This is a genomic window from Ostreiculturibacter nitratireducens, from assembly GCF_032670585.1.
GTDB classification, from domain to species: Bacteria; Pseudomonadota; Alphaproteobacteria; order Rhodobacterales; family Rhodobacteraceae; genus Ostreiculturibacter; species Ostreiculturibacter nitratireducens.
The window spans coordinates 368,437-393,177 of the sequence record NZ_JAVQHL010000001.1 but is presented as its reverse complement, the minus strand read 5'-3'; the positions used below and the strand labels follow the sequence as shown (position 1 = coordinate 393,177).

At 64.5% G+C, this 24,741-nt stretch carries 24 protein-coding genes; 13 read left to right on the top strand and 11 right to left on the bottom strand.

What is annotated here, in order from left to right:
• The first annotated feature begins 23 nt into the window (after nucleotides 1-23).
• On the top strand, nucleotides 24-914 hold the full coding sequence (locus ABCN56_RS01830) for a phytanoyl-CoA dioxygenase family protein (RefSeq protein WP_343079060.1): 891 nt from the start codon (nucleotides 24-26) through the stop codon (nucleotides 912-914).
• 7 nt (nucleotides 915-921) lie between these two features.
• Here ABCN56_RS01830 and ABCN56_RS01825 read toward each other — a convergent pair whose 3' ends face one another.
• The 3 genes from ABCN56_RS01825 to ABCN56_RS01815 are packed head-to-tail and all read right to left on the bottom strand — an operon-like array spanning nucleotide 922 to nucleotide 2,428.
• The gene (locus ABCN56_RS01825; RefSeq protein ID WP_343079059.1) at nucleotides 922-1,251 is read right to left on the bottom strand and encodes an AzlD domain-containing protein; all 330 of its coding nucleotides are present in this window, start codon (nucleotides 1,249-1,251) and stop codon (nucleotides 922-924) included.
• Complete coding sequence (locus tag ABCN56_RS01820) at nucleotides 1,248-1,958, bottom strand: AzlC family ABC transporter permease (protein WP_343079058.1); 711 nt, start codon at nucleotides 1,956-1,958, stop codon at nucleotides 1,248-1,250. Before ABCN56_RS01820 ends, ABCN56_RS01825 begins: the two co-directional genes overlap by 4 nt.
• Nucleotides 1,955-2,428 (bottom strand): hypothetical protein, encoded by a 474-nt coding sequence (locus ABCN56_RS01815; protein WP_343079057.1) that lies wholly within the window; start codon nucleotides 2,426-2,428, stop codon nucleotides 1,955-1,957. The genes ABCN56_RS01820 and ABCN56_RS01815 overlap by 4 nt, the downstream gene beginning before the upstream one ends.
• A 138-nt stretch (nucleotides 2,429-2,566) precedes the next feature.
• On the opposite strand from ABCN56_RS01815, the gene ABCN56_RS01810 reads away from it, so the two are divergent.
• Both ABCN56_RS01810 and ABCN56_RS01805 read left to right on the top strand, forming a co-directional pair.
• Nucleotides 2,567-4,348 carry an IlvD/Edd family dehydratase gene (locus ABCN56_RS01810; protein ID WP_343079056.1) on the top strand — a complete coding sequence of 594 codons (1,782 nt, stop codon included), beginning with the start codon at nucleotides 2,567-2,569 and terminating at the stop codon, nucleotides 4,346-4,348.
• Nucleotides 4,349-4,371: 23 nt separating this feature from the next.
• Complete coding sequence (locus ABCN56_RS01805) at nucleotides 4,372-5,106, top strand: SDR family oxidoreductase (RefSeq protein ID WP_343079055.1); 735 nt, start codon at nucleotides 4,372-4,374, stop codon at nucleotides 5,104-5,106.
• Here ABCN56_RS01805 and ABCN56_RS01800 read toward each other — a convergent pair.
• The 6 genes from ABCN56_RS01800 to ABCN56_RS01775 all read right to left on the bottom strand — a co-directional run bounded on the left by ABCN56_RS01800 (nucleotide 5,103) and on the right by ABCN56_RS01775 (nucleotide 11,642).
• Nucleotides 5,103-6,020: a DMT family transporter gene (locus ABCN56_RS01800; RefSeq protein ID WP_343079054.1), complete on the bottom strand. Its 918-nt coding sequence runs from the start codon at nucleotides 6,018-6,020 to the stop codon at nucleotides 5,103-5,105. The genes ABCN56_RS01805 and ABCN56_RS01800 overlap by 4 nt on opposite strands.
• Nucleotides 6,021-6,027: 7 nt before the next feature.
• Nucleotides 6,028-6,912 carry an NAD(P)-dependent oxidoreductase gene (locus ABCN56_RS01795; protein WP_343079053.1) on the bottom strand — a complete coding sequence of 295 codons (885 nt, stop codon included), beginning with the start codon at nucleotides 6,910-6,912 and terminating at the stop codon, nucleotides 6,028-6,030.
• A 154-nt stretch (nucleotides 6,913-7,066) separates the two neighbouring features.
• Entirely contained in the window at nucleotides 7,067-8,029 is a 963-nt protein-coding gene (locus tag ABCN56_RS01790) for a phytanoyl-CoA dioxygenase family protein (protein ID WP_343079052.1), read from the bottom strand.
• Nucleotides 8,030-8,088: 59 nt separating this feature from the next.
• On the bottom strand, nucleotides 8,089-9,723 hold the full coding sequence (locus ABCN56_RS01785; protein ID WP_343079051.1) for a TRAP transporter large permease: 1,635 nt from the start codon (nucleotides 9,721-9,723) through the stop codon (nucleotides 8,089-8,091).
• A gap of 1 nt (nucleotide 9,724) precedes the next feature.
• Nucleotides 9,725-10,531 carry a TRAP transporter small permease subunit gene (locus tag ABCN56_RS01780; protein WP_343079050.1) on the bottom strand — a complete coding sequence of 269 codons (807 nt, stop codon included), beginning with the start codon at nucleotides 10,529-10,531 and terminating at the stop codon, nucleotides 9,725-9,727.
• 97 nt (nucleotides 10,532-10,628) lie between these two features.
• Nucleotides 10,629-11,642 (bottom strand): TRAP transporter substrate-binding protein, encoded by a 1,014-nt coding sequence (locus ABCN56_RS01775; protein WP_343079049.1) that lies wholly within the window; start codon nucleotides 11,640-11,642, stop codon nucleotides 10,629-10,631.
• Nucleotides 11,643-11,857: 215 nt separating this feature from the next.
• Between ABCN56_RS01775 and ABCN56_RS01770 the strand changes: the two genes are divergently transcribed.
• From ABCN56_RS01770 to ABCN56_RS01750, 5 genes are all read left to right on the top strand, one after another.
• Nucleotides 11,858-12,574, top strand: coding sequence for a GntR family transcriptional regulator (locus ABCN56_RS01770; RefSeq protein WP_343079048.1), 717 nt, complete (start codon nucleotides 11,858-11,860; stop codon nucleotides 12,572-12,574).
• A 187-nt stretch (nucleotides 12,575-12,761) separates the two neighbouring features.
• Entirely contained in the window at nucleotides 12,762-14,180 is a 1,419-nt protein-coding gene (locus ABCN56_RS01765) for a circularly permuted type 2 ATP-grasp protein (protein WP_343079047.1), read from the top strand.
• Nucleotides 14,181-14,183: 3 nt separating this feature from the next.
• Complete coding sequence (locus ABCN56_RS01760; RefSeq protein ID WP_343079046.1) at nucleotides 14,184-15,125, top strand: alpha-E domain-containing protein; 942 nt, start codon at nucleotides 14,184-14,186, stop codon at nucleotides 15,123-15,125.
• A 4-nt stretch (nucleotides 15,126-15,129) separates the two neighbouring features.
• A complete protein-coding gene (locus ABCN56_RS01755; protein WP_343079045.1) occupies nucleotides 15,130-15,927 on the top strand; it encodes a transglutaminase family protein in 798 nt (265 codons plus the stop codon).
• 8 nt (nucleotides 15,928-15,935) lie between these two features.
• Nucleotides 15,936-16,667: a proteasome-type protease gene (locus tag ABCN56_RS01750; RefSeq protein ID WP_343079044.1), complete on the top strand. Its 732-nt coding sequence runs from the start codon at nucleotides 15,936-15,938 to the stop codon at nucleotides 16,665-16,667.
• Between the two features lie 337 nt (nucleotides 16,668-17,004).
• Here the strand turns inward: ABCN56_RS01750 and ABCN56_RS01745 are convergent, their stop codons facing one another.
• Nucleotides 17,005-17,757, bottom strand: coding sequence for a response regulator (locus ABCN56_RS01745; protein WP_343079043.1), 753 nt, complete (start codon nucleotides 17,755-17,757; stop codon nucleotides 17,005-17,007).
• Nucleotides 17,754-19,004 (bottom strand): GAF domain-containing sensor histidine kinase, encoded by a 1,251-nt coding sequence (locus tag ABCN56_RS01740; RefSeq protein WP_343079042.1) that lies wholly within the window; start codon nucleotides 19,002-19,004, stop codon nucleotides 17,754-17,756. The genes ABCN56_RS01745 and ABCN56_RS01740 overlap by 4 nt, the downstream gene beginning before the upstream one ends.
• 214 nt (nucleotides 19,005-19,218) lie before the next feature.
• Between ABCN56_RS01740 and ABCN56_RS01735 the strand changes: the two genes are divergently transcribed.
• From ABCN56_RS01735 to ABCN56_RS01715, 5 genes are read left to right on the top strand one after another with little or no spacing between them, the layout of a single operon-like run.
• On the top strand, nucleotides 19,219-20,235 hold the full coding sequence (locus ABCN56_RS01735; RefSeq protein ID WP_343079041.1) for an ABC transporter substrate-binding protein: 1,017 nt from the start codon (nucleotides 19,219-19,221) through the stop codon (nucleotides 20,233-20,235).
• Nucleotides 20,236-20,287: 52 nt separating this feature from the next.
• Nucleotides 20,288-21,775 carry a sugar ABC transporter ATP-binding protein gene (locus ABCN56_RS01730; RefSeq protein WP_343079040.1) on the top strand — a complete coding sequence of 496 codons (1,488 nt, stop codon included), beginning with the start codon at nucleotides 20,288-20,290 and terminating at the stop codon, nucleotides 21,773-21,775.
• A complete protein-coding gene (locus tag ABCN56_RS01725; RefSeq protein WP_343079039.1) occupies nucleotides 21,772-22,695 on the top strand; it encodes an ABC transporter permease in 924 nt (307 codons plus the stop codon). Before ABCN56_RS01730 ends, ABCN56_RS01725 begins: the two co-directional genes overlap by 4 nt.
• Nucleotides 22,692-23,636: an ABC transporter permease gene (locus ABCN56_RS01720; RefSeq protein WP_343079038.1), complete on the top strand. Its 945-nt coding sequence runs from the start codon at nucleotides 22,692-22,694 to the stop codon at nucleotides 23,634-23,636. The genes ABCN56_RS01725 and ABCN56_RS01720 overlap by 4 nt, the downstream gene beginning before the upstream one ends.
• Nucleotides 23,633-24,550, top strand: a complete 918-nt coding sequence (locus ABCN56_RS01715; RefSeq protein WP_343079037.1) for an SMP-30/gluconolactonase/LRE family protein — start codon at nucleotides 23,633-23,635, stop codon at nucleotides 24,548-24,550. The genes ABCN56_RS01720 and ABCN56_RS01715 overlap by 4 nt, the downstream gene beginning before the upstream one ends.
• Nucleotides 24,551-24,741: the final 191 nt, after the last annotated feature.

Here is a 24,741-nt window from a genome sequence, read left to right as displayed (position 1 = left end):
GGTCGGCTTTGGGAGGAGCTGCGATGCTGACTGAAGAGCAGAAGAACTTCTACGACGAAAACGGCTACCTGATGGTCGAGGACGTGGTGACGGCCGGGCAGTTGGCCGAACTGCGCCGCATCACCTACGATTTCATCGAGAAGTCGCGCAATGTGACCGAAAGCAACGGGGTCTACGACCTCGACGAAGGCCACAGCGCCGACGCCCCCCGGCTGACGCGCATCAAGCTTCCGCACAAGCAGCACCCGTATTTCTGGGATCTCCTGAAGAACTCGGCGATCACCGAGGTTCTGACCGAGCTTCTGGGGCCGGACACGATGATCCAGACGTCGAAGCTCAACACGAAGGCGCCCGGAGGCGGCGCGGCGGTGGAGTGGCATCAGGACTGGGCCTTCTACCCTCACACCAACGATTCGATGCTGGCCTTCGGCCTGATGCTCGAGGACGTGACGGAGGACAACGGCCCCTTGATGGTGATCCCGGGCACCCACAAGGGGCCGCTTCTGAGCCACATGGCGAACGGGGTCTTCGCCGGCGCGATCGATCCGGACGATCCGCTGTTCGAGAAGGAAAAGGCTGTCACGCTGACGGGCAGGGCTGGGTCGATGACGGTGCATCATGCACGCACGCTCCACGGATCGGCGCCGAACATGAGCGACCGGAACCGGCTGATCCTGTTCTACGAATGCCACGCGGCGGACGCCTGGCCGCTTCTCGGGGCGGGCTCCTACATCCATTCTCTCGGCCAGCGCCTTCTCTGGCAGGACCTGCAGGAACGGTTGATCACCGGAGAGCTTTGCCTGACCCCGCGCATGGAGGCCGTTCCGGTTTCGATCCCGCTGCCTCCGGCGCCTGATGCGAGTTCGATTTTCAAGACGCAGAAATCGAGTGGCGTGAAAAGCGCCTTCGCCTGACCGGGAGTCAGATCGCGCTCAGGAGGAATTGCGCCAGGTAGAGCGTGCCCATCCCCGCGACGATTGCTGCGATTATGCCGTGGCGCATGCCGGCGACGATGGCCGCCGCCGCCGCCACGAGCCGCGCGGGATCAAGTGCTCCCTCCGTCGCCTGCGGCCAGAGCACCAGGGGCGTCACGAGAGCCGGGAACACGGCGACCGCGACGTATTTCAGGTGCAGGAGCAGCCATGCCGGCAACTGCCTCCGCCCGAAGAAACCCAGGAAGGAAAAACGGATCAGGAAGGTTCCGGCGCCGAGCAGGATCGTCACGGTCCAGAAGGCAGACGGTTCGATCATGCCCGACGCGCCTTCCGACGCTGGAGGAAGAGGTCGGTCTGTGCCCCCGCGACCATCGCGAGGAACGCGGCCACTATCAGCCAAAGGCTCCAGGGCATCCACGAAAACGCGATCGCCGACAGGATGGAGACCAGCGCCGCGACGACGTGGGGCAGGCTGCGCAGAAGTGGCGCGGTCAGCGCGATGAAGCAGACCGGAACGGCGAAGTCGAGTGACAGCGAGGCCGGTATCGCTTGCCCCAGCACGGCGCCGAGAAGCGTGCATCCGTACCAGAGCGGGCAGATCAGCGCCATGCAGCCGAAGTAATAGGCGACCTTGGCCTCTCGCGGCATCTGCGGGCGTTCCTCGTAGGTCTTCACCGCGACCGCGAAAGCCTGGTCGACCATGAGGTAGGATATGAGCGCCCTGACGCCCAGCGAGGCGTGCCCCACATGCGGCACCAGCGCCGCCGAATACATCGCCATCCGCAGGTTGACCGCCAGCGCCGCGAGGAGCGCTATGAAGACGGGCGCGTGTTCCTGCAGAAGCGCGACCGCGGTGAATTGCGACGCCCCGGCGATGACGAGGACGGACATGGACATGACCTGGACGAGGTCGAGGCCCGCATCCCGTGCAACGACGCCGAACAGAAGCGAATAGGGGACCACGATGAGGATGAAAGGCGCGCCATCCGCGAAGCCGCGCCAGAAGGCCCTCCGGGGAGTCATTGGAATTCCCGCGACTGAAGCAGCATCTTGACGAAGGCCAGCCCCGTCGCCGTAGCCTCGCACCGGGCCTTCTGAAGCTGCGTCGCGTCGGATGGCTCCTGCCGCAGCAGGACGAGTTCCTGCATCCTGTCGCACTGCATGAGGTTCTGGAGGAGGTCGTATCTGACCTCGATCTCGGCGACGGCCGATATCTCTGCCGGTGCGCTCTGGCGGACGGTTTCCATCCGCGCGGCGATGTAGCTGCCCCAGGCTTCCTTCGCGTCGAGGAAGCATGCCGTCGCCGCAAGCGCCGCGTCGGCGGGGTATTCGAGGCAGGCGGCCTGCGCTTCGTTCACGCAATCCGCCACCGGTGCGCCGGCCTCTACCTGCGCCGTGACGCAGGCTTCGACCGTCTCGGAACTTGCCATGCCATCGGCGGTGGCGAGGGAGGGCAGGGCGCCCAGTAATGCCGCGGTGACTGCCAGTCGCATGCCGTTCCCCGTCCGTGTCGCAGGCGCGTGCGCCCAACAATATCCTTGCATTTGGTATACCAAACGGGGAACCTCTCACAAGCTGTGAGACGACCGTCGTGAGGCTGGTCGGTCTGGGAATTCGGGGAGGGCCTGAAGATGGGCAATACGCGCGCAGGAAAGAAATTCCGGTCTCAGGAATGGTTCGACAATCCGAACAACCCCGGAATGACGGCGCTCTATCTGGAACGCTACCAGAACCAGGAATACACGCGCGGCGAGTTGCAGGGAGAACGGCCCATCATCGGCATCGCGCAGACCGGCAGCGACCTCGCCCCCTGCAACAAGATCCACGTGTTTCTCGCAGACCGCGTCAAGGCGGGCATCCGGGACGCGGGAGGAATTCCGATGGAATTCCCGGTGCATCCGATCCAGGAGACCGGCAAACGCCCGACGGCCGCTCTGGACCGGAACCTTGCGTATCTGAGCCTCGTCGAGGTCCTGCATGGCTATCCGATCGACGGTGTCGTCCTCACGACTGGCTGCGACAAGACAACGCCCGCGCTGCTGATGGGCGCGGCGACGGTCGACATCCCGGCGATCGCGCTCAACGGCGGGCCGATGCTCGATGGCTGGTGGAAAGGCAAGCGCGCCGGCTCCGGCACGATCATCTGGGAAAGCCGTCGGCTGCTTGCCGAGGGCAAGATCGATTACGACGAGTTCATCAGCCGCGCCTGCGCAAGCGCGCCGAGCCTGGGCCACTGCAACACGATGGGAACTGCGAGCACGATGAACGCCATGGCCGAGGCGCTCGGCATGACGCTGCCCGGCGCCTCTGCCATCCCGGCACCGTTCCGCGAGAGGATGGCCATGGCCTACGAGACCGGGCGCCGGATCGTGGAGATGGTGCTCGAGGATCTGAAACCCTCCGACATCCTGACGCGGGAAGCGTTCGAGAACGCGATCGTCGTCAACACCGCGATCGGCGGGTCCACCAACGCGCCGCCCCATCTTCAGGCGATCGCGCGCCACGCCGGCGTCAAGCTCGACGTGACCGACTGGGAGAAGGTAGGCTTCGATGCGCCCCTGCTCGTCAACATGCAGCCGGCGGGGGAATACCTTGGCGAAAGCTTTTTCCGTGCCGGAGGCGTGCCTGCCGTAATGGGAGAACTCCGCAAGGCCGGGCGGCTTCACGAGAGCGTCATGACGGCGTCGGGCAGGCCGTGGTCCGAGGTCCTCGAAGGCTGGGAAAGCCGTGACACCGAGGTCATCAAGACCTATGACGCGCCGCTCAGGAAAAAGGCCGGTTTTCTTGTCCTGTCGGGCAACCTCTTCGACAGCGCGCTTATGAAGACCTCGGTCATTTCCGAGGATTTCCGCAACCGCTTCCTGTCTGAGCCGGGGCGCGAGGGCATCCACGAGGGCCGCGCCGTGGTCTTCGAGGGGCCTGAGGACTACCACGAAAGGATCAACGACCCCGAGCTCGGCATCGACGAGCGGACGATCCTCTTCATCCGTGGCGTCGGCTGCGTGGGCTATCCGGGCTCTGCCGAGGTGGTGAACATGCAGCCGCCGGACGCGGTCATCAGGAAGGGCATCAATCACCTTCCGACGGTTGGTGACGGGCGGCAGTCCGGGACGTCGGAAAGCCCTTCGATCCTCAACGCCTCGCCTGAATCGGTTGTGGGTGGGGGCCTCGCCTATCTCAAGACCGGTGACATGGTCCGCCTGGACCTGAACGCGCGGACGCTGAACGCCCTCGTGGACGAGGCGGAATGGCAGGCGCGCAAGGATGCCTGGCAGGCGCCGGAAATACGGAGCCAGACGCCCTGGCAGGAAATCTACCGCCGACTCGTCGGGCAACTCGCCGATGGCGGGTGCCTCGAGCTGGCGACGGCCTATCAGCGCGTCGCCCGCGACCTGCCGCGCGACAATCACTGAAAAGGACGGGGAGGGTCCGGGCGATGAGCGGCATCATGATCACCGGCGCGGGCAGCGGCATCGGCCGTGTCACCGCGCGCACATTTCTGGATGCCGGCTGGCAGGTCGCCCTTGTCGGCCGCCGGGAGGAAGCGTTGGCGGAGACCGCCGGGGGGCACGCCAATGCGCTCGTCCTGCCCTTCGACGTGACCGATCCCGAAGCCGTGGAGGCGGGCTTCGGGCGTCTGAAGGAGGAGTGGGGGCGTCTCGACGCGCTCTTCAACAATGCCGGGGCCAGCTTGCCGTCGGCTATGATCGACGAGATCGCCGTCGAGGACTGGCGCGCGCTGTCGGATGTGAACATCACCGGTATGTTCCTTTGCGCCCGCGCGGCCTTCGGCCTGATGCGTCGGCAGGACCCGCAGGGCGGACGCATCATCAACAACGGATCGGTCTCGGCCCATGTGCCGCGATACGGCTCGGTCCCATACACGATGTCGAAACATGCCGTCACCGGGCTGACGCGGACGCTGTCGCTGGACGGACGGCGGTTCAACATCGCCTGCGGTCAGATCGACATCGGCAACGCCCTGACCGAGATGGCCGCCAAGATGACAAAGGGCGTTCCGCAGGCCGACGGCTCGATGCAGATCGAGCCCGTGATGGACGCGACGCATGTCGCCAGTTCCGTCCTGCACATGGCGAACCTGCCGCTGGACGCCAACGTGCAGTTCATGACGGTCATGGCAACCGCGATGCCTTATATCGGTCGGGGCTAGGCGCTTTCTCGCGTCGGGACTTTCGCGCGCCGCCCGACCTTCTGCCGTTCCCGGTGCCAGATGTAGATGCCGGCACCGATGATGATCAGCCCGCCGGTCACCGTCCAGATCGTGGGCAGGGCGTTGAAGACGAGGTAGCCCGCGGCGGACGCGAACAAGAGTTGCACGTAGACGACCGGGGCGAGGATCGAGGCATCCGCGAGCCTGTGCGCGTAGGTCGCCACCGTGTGGCCCATCGCCCCGAAAACGCCGATTATGACGAGAACGCCAAGGTCCAGCGCCGAGGTCGGCCAGACCCATCCGGGCAACGCGAAAGGCGCGATGCAGACCATGGCGAGCCCGCTGCTCCAGAGCTGGCTCGTTGCGTTGGTTTCGACCCCGGCGAGCATCCGTGTCATGACGAAATAGAGCGCGGCGCTCGTGAGGGCCGCGATGGAGAGGAACATGGCTGGGTGGAACTCCGCCCCCCAGGGTTGCATCACGACGAGGACGCCGAGGAAGCCGGTGCAGACGGCGGCGATGCGGCGGATGCCGACCTGTTCGCCAAGGATCGGAATCGACATGAGCGTCACGACGATCGGTCCCGCGAACATGATCGTCGTCGTGATGGTAATCGGCAGGTATCTGAGGGCGGTGAAGTTCAGAACAGTGCTTCCCAGAAGGAACGTGGCCCTCAGAAGCTGCCACTTGGGGCTGTTCGACCGGAACGCGGCGAGACCCTCGCGGGGAAGGAAGACGATCAGTGAAACGATGAAGTGGCCGGCGTAGCGTGCGAAGACCACTTGCAGCGCCGGAAGCCCGGCGAGGATCAGCCATTTCGCGGAAGTGTCGATGCAGGTGAAGAACAGCACGGCCAGCGCCATCGCCCCGACGCCGAGCGCCGTCTTCTCCTCCCGCGGGCTGACCGTGGACATGGGGGCCTCAATCCGCCAGGTGTTCGGCCAGATAGTCCACCAGCTGAGGTACCATCTTTTCTCCGAAGCCGTTCATCTTCGCCTCGACCAGCGTATCGTTCGCGGCCGATGACATGCGAGAGCGCACGCCCAGTTCCTCTGCCATCGAACGGTAGTAACCGACGTCCTTGACGGCGTTGTCCACGGTGAACGCGAGGTCGATCTTGCCCTCGGCGGAGTAGTTGCGGACGAAGTCCATCATCCCGGACCTCAGGGGACCGGCGGACATGGCATCGTAGAGCTTGTCGCGCGGAACGCCGGCCGCGTCTGCCATTGCGAAAGCCTCCGACATGGCGCAGGCGACGGTCATGCCGAAGAAATTGTTGATGAGCTTGATCGTGTGGCCCGTGCCCAGGGGGCCAAGGTGAAAGACGTTTTCCCCAAGATCGTCGAGCACCGGCCTGATCTCGGAATAGGCAGCGGCGTCACCCGCGCACATGATGTTCAGAAGACCGTCCCGCGCGTGCGCCGGAGTGCGGCCCAGCGGAGCGTCCATGTAGACCGCACCACGTTCCATCATGTCGGCGCCGATCTTCTTCGTGGATCCGGGCAACGACGTTCCGAAGTCGATCACGATCTGCCCCGGCCGCACGCCCGCCAGAACCCCGTCGTCGCCGTAGACGCGGGTTTCCACCTGCTCCGAAGTGCCCATGCAGAACATCACGATGTCGCTGCCTTCGGCCAGCTGCTTCGCACTGGCCGCCTCGTTCGCGCCGCGCTTCACCGCCGCCTCGATCCCGGCGCGGTTGCGGTGTCCGAGCACCGCTACGGGATAGCCCTTGGCCTGAAGCCGCTCGACCATGGCTGACCCCATGAGACCGAGGCCAATGAATCCGATCCTTGGTTTCGCCATGCGTTCGTCTCCTTCCTGCGATCGCCCGTATCAGCGTCGACAAACCATTTTGTGCCAGCGCGTTGAGCGCCGAACCTCATGCTCCGTCCGAAGTGAGGCGTTGCCGCGCCTCGGAAATTTCTGCGTTGCCGGAACGCTTGCCAAGGTCCTCCCGTCAGGCGCAGGCCGGGCTGTCGTGACGCCAGCGGTGGATCGGGATATGTGCCTGGCCGCTCAGCCGCGCACGCGCCTCGACCCAGAGATCGCGCCAGTCGCGCCAGTCGGTCAGGACGGAACCGGGATCCTTTTCGGAACGGGCGACGAAGGATGGAAAGTGAGCGCGGCCAGTCGGTTGACCGGTGACGTTGTAGCGAATGTCGAAGGACCAGCGGAACCGGTCGGAGACGTTGGTGAGCGAGGCATGCGGCGTCAGGGGATGGAATATTACCGCGCCGCCCGCGCGGACCGGCAGGGGGCGGGCTTTGGAATAGTCCAGGAAGCCATCGGCTATCGCCGTCTGCTTCTTCGGGCAGTGCGGATACATCTGGGGCTTGCCGGGGATGACCTGCAGGCAGCCATTCTCGACCGTGGCGTCGGTGATCGCGAGCCAGATCGTGACCATGTTCGTCCGGTCGCCTTCCTCGTGCGCCACGGCGCGGTCCTGATGCCAGTCGGTGGAACTGATGTGCGCGCGGATCTCGTCGCTGCGCAGAGCGTCCGACGGCGGCTTCAACCGGACGTGCTGGATCGGGTTGGACGTGATCTCCGGCCCGATCAGGTCCTCGACCAGGTCGAGAAGAGTGCGATCCGTCACCATGTTGAAAACGGCGGGACCGAAGTGGAAAGGCGTGTCGGGCTGGATCGCGTCGCCGGGAAGGGAGATGTCCATCGGCTGGAACCAGTCACAACCGGCCCGGTAGCTGGTGAGAAGCTTGGCCCAGAAGTCCATCCCCTCGGGCGAGGGGACGAGCCCTTCGGCGTGCCATCCTTCGTAAAGCCGGTCGAGCAGATCCTCGTATTCGGCACGGATGCGTCCGAGGAGGTCTGGCGACAACACGTCCTCGACCACCAGCACGCCCTCGCGCTCGAACTGTTCGATCTGGGCCTCAGACAACATGGCGGGCACCTCGTGGATCATGGTTTGGGCGGCCCGGTCGTTCGGGCCGAAATGCAGCGCAGCCGTGTTTCACCCGCTCACTAGCTCCCGAGGAAGAGGGTGACGATCCCTGGCCAGATCAGCAGAACGGACAGCGCCAGGATCTGGATGCCGATGAACGGCAGGAACCCTCGGAAGATGTCCGTCAGCGAGATGTGCGGCGGTGCGACCGATTTCAGGTAGAAGGCGGCCGGACCGAAGGGCGGCGACAGGAAGCTCACCTGCATGTTCATGCAGAAGACGACGCCGAACCAGATCGCGACGTGCCGCGGTTCCAGCTGGCCGAAGACGCCGATTTCCTCCACCGGAAGGCGCAGCACGATCGGCAGGAAGACGGGCATGATGAGAAGGACGATGCCGACCCAGTCCATGAACATCCCCATGATCAGGAAGATCACCATCATGACAAGGATGATGCCCATCGTCGGGAGGTCAGTGCCCACGATCAGTTCCGCGACATAGGTCGGGCCGCCCGCCAGCGTGTAGGCCGCCGCGAGCGCCGCCGCGCCGATGGTCACCCAGATGATGGTTCCGGTCGACTTCAGGGTGCGCATCACCGCGTCCCAGACGATCTCGAATGTCATCTCGCGGCGGACGAGGCCGATGACGAAGACAGCGATGACGCCCATGCCCGCAGCCTCGGTGATGCCGGTGATGCCGCCGTAGATCGAGCCAAGGACGACTCCAATGACGATCAGCGGCGCCACGAGACCCTTGCCCATCTTCCACCCGAGAAGCGTGCGTTCCTTTCCGATGACCACGAAGATCAGCACCAGCGCCAGCACGCCCGCGCCGAGGATCCAGGGAAGATCGCTCACCATGCCGAGCGGGATGGGCTCCACGCCCTCGGTCACGACGTTCGCGCCGGTCAGCGTGAAGAAGACGTTGCGCAGCGCCAGAACGATGCTCGCCCCCACGATGAGACAACTCAGGAAGCCGATGAACAGAAGAAACTTCTCGCGCCCCGGCGGGTCATTCGGGTCAGGGGGCGGCAGCGGCGCCTGGTCGGGATTCAGGTGCGACCGAAGGACGATGTAGATGATGAAGAACGAAGCCAGCATGAAGCCCGGCAGGAAGGAGGCGGTGAAGAGCGCCTTGATCGAGGTCTCCGTCACAAGCCCGTAGAAGATCAGGACGATGGACGGCGGGATCATGGTGCCGAGGCTTCCGCTCGCGCAGATCGTGCCGATCGCGAGGTTCTGGTTGTACCCGAGCCTGAGCATCTGCGGCAGCGCGATGAGGCCGAGAAGCACGACCTCGCCGCCGATGATCCCGGACATCGCGGCCATGATCACGGCCATGATCGAGGTGACGATCGCGATGCCGCCCCGGGTGCGCGACAGCCAGACGTTGAGCGAGGAATACATGTCCCGCGCGATGCCGGACCGTTCCAGAAGCGCGGCCATGAAGATGAAGAGCGGCACAGATATGAGGACGTAGTTCGTCATCTGCCGGTAGATCGCCTGACCCAGAACCGAGAACGGGCCGCGCCCGAAGTCGCGGAAAAGAAGCTCCGGGCCGAACTTCATCACGAGCGTCGCGACGGCGAGGAACGCCGAGGCGAAACCCAGCGGCATGCCGATCGCAAGGAGGACGAACATGCCGAGTAGCAGGATGAGGCTCAGCGTGCCGATGTCAGGCACCTGCATCCAGCCGAAGGCGCTCAGAAATTCCATTTCATTCCTCCAGCGTGCGACGGATGTTCTCGATCTCGGTCTCGTCGATGTCATCCATCGGCGTGTGCGACTCTGGCGGCTTGTTCCAGTCGGCGATCAGGTTCGAGAGAGATTGGATCGCGACAAGGGCAATGATGATCAGGATGGCGGGCTTGATCGTTGCAGGTATCGGGGGATCCCAGGCGGTCCCGAACGTCTCGCCACGGAAGAACTTGTCCCGCGCCTCGTTGTAGCCGCCCCAGACGAGGGCGAGCGTGAAGGCCCAGATCAGCGCTACTGAAACGCAGTCGCAGAGCTTCTGCGCCCACCGGGGCATGAGGTCATAGATGATGTAGATGCGGATATGGCTGCGCTGCTGCTTGGCGTAGAGCCCGGCGAGCAGGAACACGAAGCCCGCGATCCAAAGGGACAGTTCGTTGGCCCAGAGTGTCGGCTTTTCGAAGACGTAACGCGAGACGACTTCGTAGAACATCACGATGACCACGAATACAATGCCGATCATCGCCAGCCGCGAGCAGATGAGCGAGATGACGTCGACGAATCCGGTTGGCCGCGGCTCGATCGCTCCGATCGTGTCGGAAAGGTACATCGAGGCCAGGAGAAGGGCCGCTCCGAGCGACAGAAGCGTCGCCTGCACCAGCGGGCGTCCGGCCGGACGCAGCATCTCGTACATTGCGACCTCGCTGCCGAAAACCGCGTGGCCGACTATCAGCCAGGCGATCAGGCCAACCGCCAGGATGGCGAAGCCGATCATCAGCAGGCGAACCGGACCTCTCAGCGGACCTAGCCAGACACTCTCGCCGTTCATGCCATTCCTCCCGGGGCGTTCCTGCGATGCATATGGAAACGGCGAGCCCTTCCGGGCCCGCCGCCGCTTTTTTCAGGCGAGCATCAGACCGCCCGCATCAATCGGCCAGAAGGCCGAGTTGCGCGAGGTATGCCTTGTGGCTGTCCACGAGGGCACGCGCTTCCGGGGTCTTCTCGGCCCAGCGTTCCCAGGCTTTCTGGGCGCCGGCACGGAAAGCCGCGCGATCCTCGGGCGACCAGTCCCAAAGCGTGACGCCCTCGGCCTTCAGCTTGGCCGCCGCCTCGGCGTTGGCCTTTTCGAAGGTCAGGGCCGTCTGGAGCGCGAGCTTCTGCATGGCCGTGTCGATGATCCGGCGCTGGCTGTCCGAGAGCCCGTCCCAAACCGCCTTGTTGCAGGCGAGGTGGTCGGATGGCATCGAGTGGAAGCCGGGGAAGGTCGCGTGCTTGACGATGTCGTAAAGACCGAGGCCGACGTTGTTGGCGAGGCCCGAAGCGTCGGCGCCGTCGATGATGCCGGTCTCGAGAGCGGTGAAGATCTCGGTGAAGTCCATCACGATGGGCGATGCGCCGAGTTCTTCAAAGATCTCGGTCTCCAGACCCGGGGGGGAGCGGAACTTCCAGCCCTTCAGATCGTCGGGGCCGGCGAGCGGCTTCGAGGAGGAAAGGGATTCCTGGCCGTAGATCCACCAACCGATGAGCTGCATGCCCTGCGCGTTGTAAAGCTGTTGCGCCGCGTCGTAACCGCCGCCGTGGTAGAGCCATGAGAGCTGCTGGTAGGGCGTGTCGTAGCCGCCCATGATGTCGCCCACGAACTGGAAGGCGGGGTTCTTGCCGGTCTGGTAGGCGCCACCCGTCATGTCGCAGTCGACGATGCCGTTCACGGCGGCGTCGAAGGTTTCGACGGTCGCGACGACGGACGACGAATAGAACATCTCGATCTGGATATCGCCGTTCGACATGGTCTGGATGTCATCGACGAACTGAGCGGCAAGCTTCCCGGAAACCGTTTCCGGCGCGTAATGCGTCTGGATTCGTAGGGTCGTTTGCGCCGTCGCGGGGGCGGCTACAAGCGCGGCGACAGCTGCCGTGCGCAAAAAGGTATTGATTTTCATATGGCTCCTCCCATTTCGCGGCTTTTGCCGCTTTCGTTTCAAGTCTTGTTTTATTCCTCCTCGAACGGAACGGTGCGCCATCCCGCAAAGGAAACGCTAACGAAGTCGTTATCGACAATCAATCATTTTTGGTATACCAAATAGCAATGTTCCCGGCGCCGCCATGAGCCCGGCAAAAGGGGTGTTGTGCCGATCCGAGCGGGGAGAGCCCGGTGATGGTGGAGCCGTCTCTGCCCGACCATATCGCGAACCAGCTGCGCCGTGACATACTGCGCGGCAAGCTGCCTCCGGGATCGACCATCAAGGAACGGGACAATGCCGCGGACATGGGCGTCAGTCGGACGCCGATGCGCGAGGCGATCCGCATTCTGGCGAAGGAGGGGCTGGTGCTCCTGCGCCCCTCGCGAAGTCCGATCGTGGCGAACCCGTCGCTCAAGGAGATATCCGACGCGATCGACGTGCTGCGGGCGCTGGAAGTGCTTTCCGGAGAGCTTGCCTGCGACAACGCGACCGAACGTGAGATCGCGGATATCCGGGCGATTCATGAACGGATGACGGACCTTTACGGCCATGTCGACAAGCTCGAGCTTTTCGAGATCGACATGGGTTTTCACCTCGCGATCGCGAAGGCTTCGCACAACGAGGCGCTGGCGGAGACGCATAACGCCTTCCTGGCCCGCCTGTGGCGCGCCCGGTATCTTTCCGCGAGCCAGCCCGCAAGTCGCGAGCGTGTCCTGCGCCAGCATGGCGGCATCGTCGAAGGGCTGGAGCGGCGGGACCCGAAGCTGGTCCGAAAGGAGATCCAGGCCCACCTCGAGCATCTCGCGTTGAAGATCCGGCACCAGTTCGAAGACCGCGACGACGGCGGGAATGGCGTCGTCGAACAGGGCCGTTCAGCGGGGCGCAGGAAGGAAGACAGGGCGCCGCGCTGAGCATTTGGCCACGGGCGCGCGGGCGTCGCGTGGGGGCCAGGATGCCAGAAGCAGTGGATTTTGCCTGAGGATGAGCATCGGGTCACCTGCACTCGGGTGGTGCCCGAAATCTGTGCAACTTGCTGCATGGCGGGCGAATTTGCGTTTTTGCTGTTGCGGAATCCTCGTTCACCGAGAAGCATGAGTCATGAGCGACTCTTTCGACGAAATGTGGACTGCCCAGGGTGGCCTCAGGGACCCCTACGAATATGTCGGGAAATGGTTCGACGATCAGGACCCATCCCGGTTGCGCGCGAAGCAGCGGGAGGCGGAGGAACTGTTCCGGCTCACCGGCATCACCTTCAACGTCTACGGCCGCGCCGAAGCGGAAGAGAGGCTGATCCCCTTCGACATCGTCCCACGCGTGATCTCGGCACGCGAGTGGCAGAAGCTCAGCCGCGGGATCGAGCAGCGCGTGAGGGCGATCAACGCCTTCCTGCAGGACATCTATCACCGGCAGGAAATCGTCCGCGCGGGGCGCATTCCGGTGGAGATGATTTCGAAGAACGACGCCTTCGTGCCGAACATGATCGGCGTCACGCCGCCCGGAGGCGTCTACACCCATATTGTCGGCATCGACCTTGTCCGCACCAGCGAGAACGAGTTCTTCGTGCTCGAGGACAATGCCCGCACCCCCTCTGGCGTCAGCTACATGCTCGAGAACCGGGAAACGATGCTGAAGATGTTCCCGGAACTTTTCGCGGCGACGCGCGTGCGGCCGGTTTCGGATTATCCGCGTGCGCTGCACCGGTCGCTCGCGGCCTGCGCGCCGAGGGCGGCGACTGGCACGCCCACGGTCGCGGTGCTGACGCCGGGGATCTACAACTCGGCCTATTTCGAACACGCCTTCCTCGCCGACCAGATGGGGGTGGAACTCGTCGAGGGACACGACCTGCGCGTCGTCGACGGCCGCGTGGCGATGCGCACGACACGGGGGTACGAGCCGATCGACGTGCTCTATCGCCGTGTGGACGACGATTTCCTGGATCCGCTGAACTTCAGGCCCGACAGCGCGCTCGGCGTGCCGGGGATCATGGACGTCTACAGGGCAGGGGGCATCACCATCGCGAATGCGCCGGGCACGGGCATCGCCGATGACAAGGCGATCTACAGCTACATGCCCGACATCGTCGAATTCTACACCGGCGAAAAGGCGATACTTCAGAACGTGCCGACCTGGCGCTGCAACGAGGCCGATGCGCTGGCCTACGTGCTGGACAACCTCTCCGAACTGGTGGTGAAGGAGGTTCACGGATCGGGTGGGTACGGGATGCTCATCGGCCCTGCGGCCTCGAAGAAGGAACTCGCCGCGTTCCGCAAGAAGCTGGAGGCGCGCCCCGGCAACTACATCGCGCAGCCGACGCTCGCGCTGTCGACCGTTCCGATCTTCACGCGCTCGGGCCTCGCCCCGCGTCACGTGGACCTGCGGCCCTTCGTGCTCGTTTCCCCGGAAGGGATCAACATCACGCCTGGCGGGCTCACGCGGGTTGCGCTGAAGAAGGGGTCGCTGGTCGTCAACTCCTCGCAGGGGGGCGGCACCAAGGACACCTGGGTATTGGAGGAATAGGCCATGCTGGGAAAGACGGCGGGCGGTCTGTTCTGGATGTACCGCTACCTCGAGCGCGCGGAGAATGCCTCCCGGCTCATAGAAACCGGCCAACGCATCGCGCTGACTCGGGCCGGCAACTCGGACGACGAATGGGCCTCGGTTCTTCGGACGGCGGGCGTACACGACGGTTACGTGCAGAAGCACGACAAGATCGCGAAGGAAACCGCGATCGACTGGATGCTGCGCGACGCCGACAATCCCTCTTCGGTCCTCGCCTCGGTCGAGAAGGCGCGCAGCAACGCGCGGCTTGTGCGCACCGCGCTGACGCATGACGTCTGGGAAGCCGTGAACGGCTGGTACATGGACATGAAGGAAGCGCTGGCGAGGAAGGTCGGTGAAAGGGACCTTCCGAAGGTGCTCGGCCTCATACGGCAGAATCACGGCCTTGTCCGGGGCGCGACGCAGGGAACGATGCTGCGCAACGACATCTACGATTTCACGCGCATCGGCACCTTCATCGAGCGCGCCGACAACACGGGCCGCATCCTCGACGTCAAGTACTACGTGCTTCTGCCGACCGCGTTTTCAGTCGGATCGAACCTCGACAACGTCCAGTGGGAAACGATCCTGCGATCGGTCAGCGGGGGCGGCGGATTCCGGATGGTCTACGGCCAGGACTCGGGCCCGCGCGAGATCGCGCAGTTCCTGATCCTCGACAGGCGCATGCCGCGGAGCCTCAATTTCTGCTGCTCGAAGGTTCGGGACAATCTAAACTTCCTGTCGTCCGACTACGCTCGCCGCCTTCCGTCCCTCGACCTTGCCGAGACGATCTCGGGCCGATTCCAGACCCACGATATCGATGCGATCTTCGACTACGGCCTGCATGAATACATCCAGGATATCCTCTCGGCGCTCCGAGACCTCGGCCGACAGATCGAAATCGACTATCGCTTCTATGAATAGAGCCATGCGACTGAAGATCACCCACACGACGCGATACGACTTCGACGCCCCGGTGGCCTACGGCCTGCAGCAGCTGCGCAAGACGCCGAAGTCGTCACGCGCGCAGAGCGTCCTGTCCTGGACGACGAGCATCGAAGGCGGGCGGAAGGAGCTGCAGTTCGAGGATCAGCACCGCAATGTCGTCGAACTCGTCAGCCTCGACCCCGGCGCGCGGTCGATCACCGTCCGATGCGAGGGCGAGGTGGAACTTGCCGAAACCCACGGCGTCGTCGGTGCGCATCAGGGCTTCGCGCCGTTGTGGTTGTTCCAACGTTCGACGGACCTCACGAAGGCCGGTCCCGCTTGCCGCGATCTGGTCCGAAAGGTCGAAGGCGAGGGCGAGATCAACCGTCTGCACAACCTCTCGACCCTCATCGGGCAGGCGGTGAGCTACGAGGTCGGCAAGTCCGAGACCCACTGGGATGCCGAGCAGGTCATCACCGCCGGTCATGGCGTCTGCCAGGATCACGCTCATGTCTTCATCGCCTGCGCGCGGCTGATGGGGCACCCCGCGCGCTATGTTTCGGGCTACCTGATGATGGACGACCGGACCGAACAGGAGGCCACGCACGCCTGGGCCGAGGCGCATGTGGACGGGCTGGGCTGGGTCGGCTTCGATGTCTCCAACGGCATATCGCCGGACACGCGATATGTGCGGGTCGCGACTGGGCTGGACTATTCCGAGGCGGCGCCTGTATCAGGGACGCGCTACGGAGGCGAGGGCGAGGCGCTGACCGTGGTTGTCGAGGTTGCGCAGCAGTAGAGCCTGAAATGACTTATTGCGTTGGATTGCGTCTGGATCGCGGTCTGGTCTTCATGTCGGACACGCGGACGAATGCCGGCGTCGACAACGTCTCGACCTTCCGGAAGATGCACATCTGGGAGGCCCCCGGAGACCGTGTGCTCACGTTGATGTCGGCGGGCAACCTCGCGACGACGCAGGCCGTGGTCAGCCTTCTGGACGAGCGCACCAAATCACCCGACGAACGTTCGCCATCGATCCTCAAGGCGCCGTCGATGTTCCAGGCCGCGCGTCTCGTGGCCGCCACCCTGAAGGACGTCATCTCCGAACATTCCGACAACGGCCAGCGGGCGGACAGCGCCTTCTACGCGACGCTGATCCTCGGCGGACAGATCGCCAACGGCCCGCCGCGGCTGTTCCTGATCTATCCCGAGGGCAACTTCATCGAGGCCGGCGACGACACGCCGTTCTTCCAGATCGGTGAGACGAAGTACGGGCGGCCGATCCTCGTGCGCGCCTATGACCGTGACATGAGCTTCGAGTCGGCGGTGAAACTGCTCCTCCTCAGCTTTGACAGCACGATCAAGGCGAACCTTTCGGTGAGCTTGCCGCTTGATCTGCACATCTACAAGGAAGGGACGCTGACCGCCGGGACGCGAAAGCGCATCGACGTGAACGATCCCTATTACCACGAGATTTCTAGCGGCTGGAGCGACGCCCTGAAGGACGCGTTCAACAGGCTGCCAGACATCAAGCTCTGATCCCGTGGCCGGCCGCGCCGGGCGAGTTCCGGGACGCCCCGCGTTCGGGAAACTCCACCGCCTCGTGAATCGCTTGGCCCGCCGGATCTGGACCATGACGAAGGGCCGCGCGCCGAGCGTTCTGTAATCCTCTTCGGGCATGGTGGGATCGACTTGGATATGGGACGCGACGTCCGTCTGGTTCACGACCAGAAGTTCGGCGCAGGCAAGACCTGGTCAGCGGTTGCGGGGAAAGTCCTGACCCGCGACGGTGACGGTCACCTGTATCGTCAGTTCCGTCGGTTCCTGAGTGAACGTCGTGGGCAGGTTGGCGCCCCCGCTTTCGATAAGGGCGAGGTCACGCCCGGTCGTTCCCGAACGGACCGGATTCCCGAAGCGCCCGCCGGATCCAGCCCTGAAGTTCACGCTCCGCTATTTCGAGGCTCTCGGCGTTGACCGTGCGCGAGATCAGCGCGAGCGCGATGGCCCGCGCGCGCTTGTTCATCTGGAAATCCCCATCCTCGTCAGAGGCGGGAACGCCGAGCTTGTCGTAAAGCGACAGGAGCCGGTTCTGCACGGTGCGCAGCGACATGCCCTGACGGCGGGCGATGGCCTTGTCGGGAAGGCCAAGGGACATGTCCATCAACACGGCATACTCGCTGTCGGTCAGCGCCTCGGCCGGGCGCGCCTGACGCTGCTGGACCTGGTGAACCTCTCGGTCGACGACGATCTGCCCCTCGATCAGCACGGACCGAAGCGCGAGGTGCAGCCTCTCGTTCGACGCCGTCTTCAGAACGTAGCCGTAGGCGGACTCTTTCGGCACGATGCGGGAAATGCCGCGAAGGTATGCTTCGTCCGAATAGTTCGACCAGAACAGGATCCGGGTTTCCGGGCGTTCCGCCCAGATCGTGCGCGCCGCGTCGATCCCGTTCCGGGTCTTCATCTGGAGGTCCATCACGATCGCGCCGATCCCGTCTCGGCGCGCGGCGATTTCACCCTCGAGCCCGTTCGAGGCGAGAATGACTTCGTTCGCTTCGGGCAGCGCCTTTGCCACGGCTTCACGCAGATACCCGGCGTGGAAATGGTCGTCTTCGACGAGAAGAACTTTCATCCGGTCATCCTGTCGCCTGAGCGTTTGCGGGAGGGGGGCGCGGCCGAAGGGACTGCCTCCGAGGGGCGGATCTCGATCCGTGTGCCATCCTTTTCGACGATCCTGAAATCGGCCGCGATGAGGCGGGCGCGGGTGCGCATGTGCGTCAGCCCGCCCGTTGTCTTGCGCCCCGAACCCGAACTGTCGCGCGGCGAGATCCCCGTGCCATTGTCGCTGATCGAGACCAGCAACCCTTCGTCATTCTCGATCCGGACGACGATCCGATCGGCCCCCGAATGGTTGGCGGCGTTGTTGATCGCCTCCTGCACGATCCGGAACAGCGCGATCCGCGTCGTCGCGTCGAGCCGGTCCGGGGCGTTCTCGGTCTCGTCTATGACGGCGATGGAAACGTTTCCCTCGTCGCCAACTGCCCGCTCCAGGTGGATGCGCACGGCATGGACGAACCCGAACATCTCGAGGAGCGTCGGTACCGCCGTGTCGATGATCCGGCGCAGGTCCTGGATGCAGTCCTGCAGGCGCGACAGAATCATTTCCCGGTCCATATCCTCGTCCGAGCGCGAAATGTCGCGCATCAGTCGCGTAAGATCGGCGAGCGTCTGGTCGTGCAGGTCCATGCCTATGCGCTGCCGCTCCTGCTCGAGCGCTTGGGTCAGCTGGAGCGCGCCGAGGCGCAGACCTTCCTCCCGGGCCTGCGCCTCGGCCCGGACGATCGCCGCGCCGCGTGCCTTTTCGGCGGCGCGGAGGGCGTAGAAGTAAGGGGCGAGGACGTCCGCTACGTGCCGGACCCGCTCGACCGTGGTGTCGTCGTAAAGGTCGGCCGTCCGTGACGAGCAGTTCAGCGAGCCGATCGTCCGGCCCAGGACCTTCATCGCCACGTTCACCCGGCTTCTGAGCTTGTGCTTCAGGATCGGCTGGGAAAGCGCCCCCGGGAAGGTGTAGCGCGGATCTTCCATCGCATTACCGGTCAGCATAAAATCCGACTTGCCCAGAAGGACGTCGCGCACCGGGGACATCGCGACGAGCGACCTTGACCGGCTCCAGCGGGTTCTCAGACCGACCTCGTAGCTTGTGTTCCAGATCTCGTCGTCGTCCATCAGGCAGACGTCGAGGTGGTCGAGCGGCAGGATGTTCTCGATCTCGGCCTTGACCGAACGCAGGGCCGCGCGGATCTCCACCTGCCCCGCGAGGTGGCTGGAAATCCTCAGATAGTAATCCCACTCGTTGCCTGTGGGCGGCTCCGTGGTCATCTGGACGGCCCCGTTGTGTCCTTATGAACGTGGGACAGAAACGGGCCGACGACAAGATTTCGGTTCCTTTCAGACCGCACCGCAGTTGCGGGTTCCCGCAAGTGGACTGCGGCACATGGGCTTTTGCGCGCTATGCAGCTTCGCCACGATGCGGCTATCATCCAGACGGGTGACGCACGCAAAATGAGCGCGCAGGAGCGCTCTGGGAGGTAACATGAATACCACGTCAAAGCTTTTGGGAGCTGTCACGCTTCTGGCCCTCTTCGCGCCCGTTCAGGGCATGGCCGACACGTCCGGCAAGCGGATCGCTCTTTCCAACAACTACGCCGGGAACTCCTGGCGGCAGGCGATGCTGCAGAGCTGGGAAAAGGTGACCAGCGAGGCGGTGTCTGCTGGCACTGTCGCCGCGGCGGACGCCTTCACGACCGCAGAGAACCAGGCGACCGAGCAGGCCGCCCAGATCCAGAACATGATCCTGCAGGGCTATGACGCGATCGTCCTGAACGCGGCATCGCCGACGGCGCTCAACGGCGCTGTGAAGGAAGCCTGCGACGCCGGGATCGTCGTCGTGTCCTTCGACGGGATCGTGACCGAGCCCTGCGCCTATCGCATCGCCGTTGACTTCCGCGAAATGGGCCGCGTGCAGGTCGAATACCTCTCTGGTCGCCTGCCCGATGGCGGCAACCTCCTCGAGATTCGCGGCCTGGCCGGGGTTTTCGTGGATGACGAGATCTCTGCCGGCATTCACGCCGGTGTCGAGCAATTCCCGCAGTTCGAGATCGTCGGTTCCGTGCATGGCGACTGGGCTCAGGACGTGGCCCAGAAAGCCGTCGCCGGTATCCTGCCGAGCCTTCCGGAGATCGTGGGCGTCGTGACCCAGGGCGGCGACGGCTACGGCGCGGCGCAGGCGATCGCGGCAGCCGGGCGCGACATGCCGATCATCGTGATGGGCAACCGCCAGGACGAACTGAAGTGGTGGGCCGAACAGCGTGACGCGAACGGCTACGAAACCATGTCGGTTTCGATCGCCCCCGGCGTCAGCACGCTCGCCTTCTGGGTCGCCCAGCAGGTGCTCGACGGTGCGACCGTCCCGCAGGACCTGACGGTTCCGTTCCTGACGATCACGCAGGACACGCTGGACGCGTCGCTCGAAACCACGCCCGAGGGCGGTGTCGCGAATGTCGAATACACCCTCGAGGACGCGCAGAAGGTGATCGCGGACGCGATGTGACGCGCAGGCGTGATCGCCGCGAATCCGTGACCGGCCAGTTCGGGGGGAGAACGTGACTACGGCAGACAACATGACCGCCACTTCTCCCGACCGGCCGGTCGTCGCCCTCTCGGGCGTGCGGAAGTTCTTCGGAGCTGTCCGCGCGCTCGATGGCGTTACCATCTCCATCCGGCCCGGCGAATGCGTCGGGCTGGTTGGGCATAACGGCGCGGGCAAGTCGACGCTGGTCAACCTCGTGAACGGCGGGATGGCGCCGACCGAGGGAGACATCGAATACGACCTTCCCGCAGACGCCAGCGTTTCAGGCCAGGCGGCCGCCCGCGCAGCAGGGGTGCGCAGCGTCTTCCAGGAGCTTTCCCTCTGCCCGAACCTCACCGTGCTGGAGAACCTGCGGATACCGCAGCATGACCTCGGCGGAACCGGATGGCGCGCGGTGGCACGCGCGCGCATCGCCGAGGCGCTCGACGCGGTCTTTCCCGGCCACACGATTGATCCCGGCGGGACCGTGGGTGACCTGACGCTCGCGGAACGCCAGATGGTAGAAATCGCTATCGGCTTTTCCGAGGGCGACACGCCGGCGCGGCTGGTGATCCTCGACGAGCCGACTTCGTCCCTCGACGCGAGCATCGCGGCGCAGCTGCTGGATCATGTGAAGCGCTTCTGCAAGGCAGGCGGAGCAGTCATCTTCATCTCGCACCTCCTGGGGGAGGTGTTCACGGTCTCCTCGCGGATCGTCGTTATGAAGGACGGCAAGATCACCGAGGATCGGGCCGCCGGTGGGTTCACGCGCAGGCAACTCGTCGATGCGATGGGCCATGTCGCCACGGACGAGGAAGAGAAGAAGGACCGCCCGAAGGTCGTCCGGCGGACCGAACTGGGGGCGGAGATCCTTTCGTCCCCCGAGGGCATCCGGGCCCGCGAAGGCGAGATCGTCGGCCTTGCGGGGCTCGCGGGTCATGGCCAGGCGGAGGCTCTTGCGCGGCTATACATGGCGCGAAGCTCCGGCTGGTATGCCGCGCGGTCTCCGAAGGTCGTCTTCGTGGCGGGTGACAGGGTGCGCGATGGGCTGATGCCGCTCTGGTCGATTCGGGCCAACGCGAGCCTGGCCACGCTGCGCGCGCTTACGCGGCTGGGGCTGATCGACCGCGGCGGCGAAGAGCAGCTCGCCGCGGACTGGAAGGCCCGGATCGGCATCCGGACCGACGATGTCGCCAATCCGATCCTGTCGCTTTCGGGCGGCAACCAGCAGAAGGTTCTCTTCGCCCGCGCGCTCGCCTCCGACGCGCCTGTCGTCGTGATGGACGACCCGATGCGCGGGGTCGACATCGGCACGAAGCATGAGGTCTACGAGATGATCCGCGCGGAAGCCGCTAAGGGACGCACGTTCCTCTGGTATTCGACGGAGACAGAGGAAACCTGCCTCTGTGACAGGGTCTTCGTGTTCCGCAACAAGGCGATTTCGGCCGAGCTGACGGGCGACCAGATCACGGAACAGAACATTCTTGCCGCGTCCTTCGAGATGCAGGAGGAACACGCGTGATAGCCATCAATGCGCGCACTCTGCTGCCTGTCGTGTCCCTGGTGCTGTTGCTCGGCGCGGTGTTCTATCTCCAGCCGCGGGCGATGAGCTACTTCGGGATAAACCTTCTCTTCAATCTCGCGGTCCCGATCGCGCTCGCGACGATCGCGCAGATGATGATCATCATGGTCAACGACATCGACCTGTCCGTGGGCACCTTCGTGAGTTTCGCGGCCTGCGTCACGGCGAGTTTCGTTCATGACACTCCGGTGCTCGGCTACGCGATCCTTGCCGGGGCGGTAGTCGTCTATGCGGGGCTTGGTGCTCTGATCCAATTGCGCCAGTTGCCGGCAATCGTCGTGACGCTTGGCATGTCCTTCGTCTGGGGAGGGCTTGCGGTGCTGATCCTGCCGTCCCCCGGCGGCTCTTCGCCGGACTGGCTTCGCGGGCTCATGACGTCGAAGCCGCCCGTTCTTCCGATGGCGATCGTAGCGAGCCTGCTGATCGCGGTCGTCACGCATGTCGTCATCATGCGCTCCGCCTTCGGCGTCCTTTTGCGCGGCGTCGGCGGGAACGCGCGGACGGTGGTGCGTTCGGGGTGGTCGGTCGTCTGGCTCAAGGCGTCCGCCTACGGACTGGCCGGGCTGTTCGGGGTGCTGTCGGGAATGACGCTCGTCGGCCTGACGACCTCGGCGGATGCGAACATCGCGCTGCGCTACACGCTCCTGTCCATTGCCGGCGTGATCCTCGGCGGCGGCGAGTTCACCGGCGGCCGCGTGTCGCCCATCGGCGCGGTGATCGGCGCGCTGACGCTTACCCTTGCCGGAAGCTTCCTGTCGTTCCTTCGCCTTTCGCCCGACTGGCAGATCGGCGCGCAGGGCGCGATCCTGATCCTGGTGCTGGCCGCAAGGCTCGTCATTTCGCGGGGGCCATCGACATGAGTGCGCTTTCGATCGTCATGCGCCCCTGGTTCTGGGCCTTTGTGGCGGCGGCGCTGGCCTTCGCTGGCACCCTTGCCCTGATGGAAGGACGCGCCGGGCTTGGGCTTCTTGTCGCCGCCATGACCTTCGCGTCCTTCTCCGTCTTTGTCGGCCTTGGCCAGATGTTCGTCATCACGCTCGGTCCCGGCAACGTGGACCTGTCGATCCCCGCGACGATGACACTCGCCGGGACGTTGTCGCTCAAATACATGAACACCGTGCCCGGGACCGAACTTGCCGGGCTCGCCGTGGCGCTGGGGATCGGGCTAGGGGCAGGGGCCGCGAATTTCGCGCTGATCCGGCTTCTTCGCATCCCGCCAATCATCGCGACCCTTTCGGCGTCCTTCCTGTACCAGTCCCTGGCGATCTGGTCGAACCGCGGGCTGCGCATCAAGCCTCCGCCGTCGCTGGCCGAATTCACCACCGAACGCACACTTGGCATTCCGAACGTTGCGCTGATGGCGATCATCCTCGCCGTGGTCTTCTGGGTGCTGCTCGAACGGTCCATCTACGGGCGCTGGCTGTCCTCCGTCGGGCAGAACCTTCGGGCGGCGCGGCTGAGCGGTGTTCCCGTCGATGCGGTCCGGGCGGCGACCTACATCATTTCGGCCGTCATGGCTGCGTTCTGCGGCTTCCTGTTGTCCTGTTTCTCCGGTGGCGCGGCGCTCAACATGGGCACGGAATATCTGCTGATGTCGATCGCGGTTGTGGTGATCGGCGGCTCCTCGATCGCTGGTGGCAATTCCAACGTGCCGGGGATCTGGGCCGGGGCCCTCTTCATGTTCCTGATCGTTTCGATGCTGAACTCCTACGGGCTCGGCGCGGGCGTCCGGCTGATCATGACGGGGGTCATCATCATCGCCATCGTCGCGGCGGCCAGCGGAAAGAGGAGGGGCCAATGACGGAAAAGCCCGACTGCTATGAATTCCACGATCCGAGATTTCGCGGCCTGATCCATCCGAGCGCGCATCTGGAGAAACTCGCGCTCGGCTTCCAGTGGGCAGAAGGGCCGGTGTGGTTTCCGGGGCCGCAGGTGCTTCTCTTCTCGGACATTCCCGGGCAGCGGATGATGCGGTGGACGCCGGACGGAACGCTGAGCTTGTTCCGTTACCCCTCGGGTTTCGCGAACGGTAACACGCGGGACCGGGAAGGGCGGCTGGTGACCTGCGAACATGGGACGCGGTCGGTCACGCGAACCGAGCACGACGGGTCGCGCACCGTGCTCGCGGCCGAATACGACGGCAAGCGCCTGAACTCGCCAAACGACGTCGTCGTGAAATCCGATGGCTCCATCTGGTTCACGGATCCGACCTACGGAATCCTTGGCGATTACGAGGGCTACAAGGCGGAACCGGAACAGGCCCATCACCACGTGTTCCGTCTGGATCCCGACACGGGTGAGCTTGCGCCCGTGGTCGACGACTTCGTGCAGCCGAACGGCCTCGCCTTCTCTCCCGACGAGAGCCTTCTTTACGTGGCGGAATCCGGCTCGAGCCACGACGACAGCGTGCCTTCGGTGATCCGTGTGTTCCCGGTCGAAGGCAAGCGGCTGGGGCAGGGGCGTGTCTTCGCGACGATCGACAACGGGTTGCCGGACGGGTTCCGTGTCGACAGGCACGGGAACGTCTGGACCTCGGCGGGCGACGGCGTCCATGTCTTCGCGCCGGACGGAACGCTCCTGGGAAAGATCCGCGTGCCGGAAACCGTGTCCAACCTCTGCTTCGGCGGGCCGCGCGGGAACCGCCTGTTCATCACGGCGACGACCTCGCTTTATGCCGTGTATGTCGATTCCGCAGCTGCCGGATGGCCGGGCTGAGAGGTCCCTGCCGTTCTTCTGAGCGGCGGCTTGCTTTCGTGCGTGTCATGGAAAGCATCAATGGCGCGGCGACGAATTGCGCCGGGGCGACCATGTGATCCGTCAGGAGATGAACGCTTTTTCAGACACTTGCGTGCCGGGCAGTGCGCGAGGGTGCGCGCGCTACTGAGCCTCGATACGGCACGGCGAGC

Bases quoted from the DNA above. Each gene is read 5' to 3' on its own strand.
- ABCN56_RS01760 (WP_343079046.1), top strand. From the start codon at position 14,184: ATGCTGGGAAAGACGGCGGGCGGTCTGTTCTGGATGTACCGCTACCTC.
- ABCN56_RS01765 (WP_343079047.1), top strand. From the start codon at position 12,762: ATGAGCGACTCTTTCGACGAAATGTGGACTGCCCAGGGTGGCCTCAGG.
- ABCN56_RS01740 (WP_343079042.1), bottom strand. From the start codon at position 19,004: ATGACCACGGAGCCGCCCACAGGCAACGAGTGGGATTACTATCTGAGG.
- ABCN56_RS01815 (WP_343079057.1), bottom strand. From the start codon at position 2,428: ATGCGACTGGCAGTCACCGCGGCATTACTGGGCGCCCTGCCCTCCCTC.
- ABCN56_RS01820 (WP_343079058.1), bottom strand. From the start codon at position 1,958: ATGACTCCCCGGAGGGCCTTCTGGCGCGGCTTCGCGGATGGCGCGCCT.
- ABCN56_RS01745 (WP_343079043.1), bottom strand. From the start codon at position 17,757: ATGAAAGTTCTTCTCGTCGAAGACGACCATTTCCACGCCGGGTATCTG.
- ABCN56_RS01810 (WP_343079056.1), top strand. From the start codon at position 2,567: ATGGGCAATACGCGCGCAGGAAAGAAATTCCGGTCTCAGGAATGGTTC.
- ABCN56_RS01715 (WP_343079037.1), top strand. From the start codon at position 23,633: ATGACGGAAAAGCCCGACTGCTATGAATTCCACGATCCGAGATTTCGC.
- ABCN56_RS01770 (WP_343079048.1), top strand. From the start codon at position 11,858: ATGGTGGAGCCGTCTCTGCCCGACCATATCGCGAACCAGCTGCGCCGT.
- ABCN56_RS01830 (WP_343079060.1), top strand. From the start codon at position 24: ATGCTGACTGAAGAGCAGAAGAACTTCTACGACGAAAACGGCTACCTG.
- ABCN56_RS01795 (WP_343079053.1), bottom strand. From the start codon at position 6,912: ATGGCGAAACCAAGGATCGGATTCATTGGCCTCGGTCTCATGGGGTCA.
- ABCN56_RS01785 (WP_343079051.1), bottom strand. From the start codon at position 9,723: ATGGAATTTCTGAGCGCCTTCGGCTGGATGCAGGTGCCTGACATCGGC.
- ABCN56_RS01720 (WP_343079038.1), top strand. From the start codon at position 22,692: ATGAGTGCGCTTTCGATCGTCATGCGCCCCTGGTTCTGGGCCTTTGTG.
- ABCN56_RS01825 (WP_343079059.1), bottom strand. From the start codon at position 1,251: ATGATCGAACCGTCTGCCTTCTGGACCGTGACGATCCTGCTCGGCGCC.
- ABCN56_RS01780 (WP_343079050.1), bottom strand. From the start codon at position 10,531: ATGAACGGCGAGAGTGTCTGGCTAGGTCCGCTGAGAGGTCCGGTTCGC.
- ABCN56_RS01790 (WP_343079052.1), bottom strand. From the start codon at position 8,029: ATGATCCACGAGGTGCCCGCCATGTTGTCTGAGGCCCAGATCGAACAG.
- ABCN56_RS01800 (WP_343079054.1), bottom strand. From the start codon at position 6,020: ATGTCCACGGTCAGCCCGCGGGAGGAGAAGACGGCGCTCGGCGTCGGG.
- ABCN56_RS01775 (WP_343079049.1), bottom strand. From the start codon at position 11,642: ATGAAAATCAATACCTTTTTGCGCACGGCAGCTGTCGCCGCGCTTGTA.
- ABCN56_RS01755 (WP_343079045.1), top strand. From the start codon at position 15,130: ATGCGACTGAAGATCACCCACACGACGCGATACGACTTCGACGCCCCG.
- ABCN56_RS01735 (WP_343079041.1), top strand. From the start codon at position 19,219: ATGAATACCACGTCAAAGCTTTTGGGAGCTGTCACGCTTCTGGCCCTC.
- ABCN56_RS01750 (WP_343079044.1), top strand. From the start codon at position 15,936: ATGACTTATTGCGTTGGATTGCGTCTGGATCGCGGTCTGGTCTTCATG.
- ABCN56_RS01805 (WP_343079055.1), top strand. From the start codon at position 4,372: ATGAGCGGCATCATGATCACCGGCGCGGGCAGCGGCATCGGCCGTGTC.